Origin of the sequence: Alteromonas sp. MMG017, from assembly GCF_018100795.1 — a bacterium.
In the GTDB taxonomy this organism is placed as follows: domain Bacteria; phylum Pseudomonadota; class Gammaproteobacteria; order Enterobacterales; family Alteromonadaceae; genus Alteromonas.
The window spans coordinates 1-916 of record NZ_JAGJDY010000042.1 but is presented as its reverse complement, the minus strand read 5'-3'; the positions used below and the strand labels follow the sequence as shown (position 1 = coordinate 916).

The window sequence follows — 916 nt, the reverse complement described above, 5'->3', positions numbered from 1 at the left end:
GCCGCGTACTTTGCGAGCGACCAAGAGTAAAGTACGCACTCATTAAAGTATATGTGGGGCAATTCAGAATAACCGTGATGTGTCGGGCACTTAAAGTGTCTCGTTCTGGCTATTACAAGTACCTCACCCGCGATATATCCGCACACCAGCAACGACGCAAACAGCTGCGTGAGCAAACCATGGTGCTCTTTGAGAAATTTCAAAAGCGCTATGGCGCGCCCAGATTAACGCGTGCATTAAAAGCTGAAAACGTGCCCTGCTGCGTTAATACGATAGCGAAAATCATGCAGCAGTTACAGTTACGCGCTCGCAACGGTAGAGCGTTTCGATATTCGCAATATAGCCACAGTAATGTACGCGTAAGTCAAAACGTATTGCGCCGGCAATTTGTGGCGACAAAGCCCAATACGAAGTGGGTCACAGACATTACTTACATTCGATTCAAAGGCCAATGGCATTACTTGGCTACCGTAATGGACTTGTATTCAAGAGCTATTGTTGGCTGGGCGTTTGATGGTCATATGACCGAAGAACTTATTATACGAGCGCTCAATATGGCGATTAGTCAACGAGATATAGAGCCTGGGTTAATCATACACTCTGATAGAGGTGTTCAATATCGTTCCGTGCGATACCAAGACCTTATAATGAGCATCGGTGCAGTGTCCAGCATGAGTAGAAGAAGCAACTGCTGGGACAATGCCGTGATGGAATCATTCTTCAGTCGTATGAAAGTCGAACTCATATACGGGGAGAAATTCAACTCGCTTCAAGAAATCAAATCTTGTATCTTCGAATACATAGAAATTTTTTATAATCGCGTACGCCAGCATTCAACACTGGGTTATGTAAGCCCATATGAATACGAATCGGCATACGCTTAACATGGATGTCCACTTTCAGTGGGTAAGACCAG

General features: G+C 45.0%; 1 protein-coding gene. It reads left to right on the top strand.

The window, feature by feature from the left end:
• A partial coding sequence (locus J8L84_RS20140; RefSeq protein WP_211072263.1) for an IS3 family transposase occupies positions 1 to 884 on the top strand: 884 nt, incomplete at its 5' end.
• Positions 885 to 916 lie beyond the last annotated feature (32 nt).